This is a genomic window from Klebsiella sp. HMSC16A12 (assembly GCF_001808265.1).
Lineage (GTDB): Bacteria > Pseudomonadota > Gammaproteobacteria > Enterobacterales > Enterobacteriaceae > Klebsiella > Klebsiella pneumoniae.
On sequence record NZ_KV792632.1, the window covers coordinates 1 to 721 of the forward strand.

At 52.4% G+C, this 721-nt stretch carries 1 pseudogene; it reads left to right on the top strand.

The annotated features are described in order from the left end of the window. Positions 1-272 precede the first annotated feature (272 nt). Positions 273-721 (top strand): annotated as a pseudogene (locus HMPREF3140_RS18810) (group II intron maturase-specific domain-containing protein); the annotation flags it as partial.

Consider the following 721-nt stretch of genomic DNA (forward strand, 5'->3'; position numbering starts at 1 on the left):
GAACCCGTTAATCCGCCTCTGTGGGTTGAAAATGTCACCACGACCTACGTGATCTTACAGGTCGTGCAGAAGGAACCGGCAGTGATATGTAAGCACTGCCGGTCGAAGGTGTTTCGACAGGTATGCGAAACACCGGGACAGCAGCGTCTGGCAGACTCGCGTTGCTGACTTCTGCCAACTTGCGGCAAGCAAGGATAAAGAGTGCGACGGGCAGCCTCCTCAGTATGTCTGAGTCCAGGCAGGTAAACCGGGGAAGGTCAGCGACGGATGTTGTGCTCGAAGACAGCCTGAAACTCAGGCTGAACATGGACAAGAGCAGGATCACCCATGTAAACGACGGTTTTATCTTTCTGGGTCACAGGATCATCCGCAAACGCAGTCGTTACGGTGATATGCGGGTGGTGTCGACGATCCCGAAGGAGAAAGCCAGAAACTTCGCCGCATCGCTGACGGCAGCGTTATCGGGCAACTACAGTGAAAGCAAGGTCGATATGGTTGAGACCCTCAACCGGAAACTGAAGGGCTGGGCCATGTTCTATCAGTTCGTTGATTTTAAGGCCAGTGTGTTCAGTTATATTTATCGTGTCGTGTTCTGGAAGCTGGCGCACTGGCTGGCCCGTAAATACCGTACCGGTATCGCATCCTTGATGAGATGGTGGTGTAAATCACCGAAACCGGGTCAGAGCAAAACGTGGGTTTTATTTGGTAAAACCAATCACGG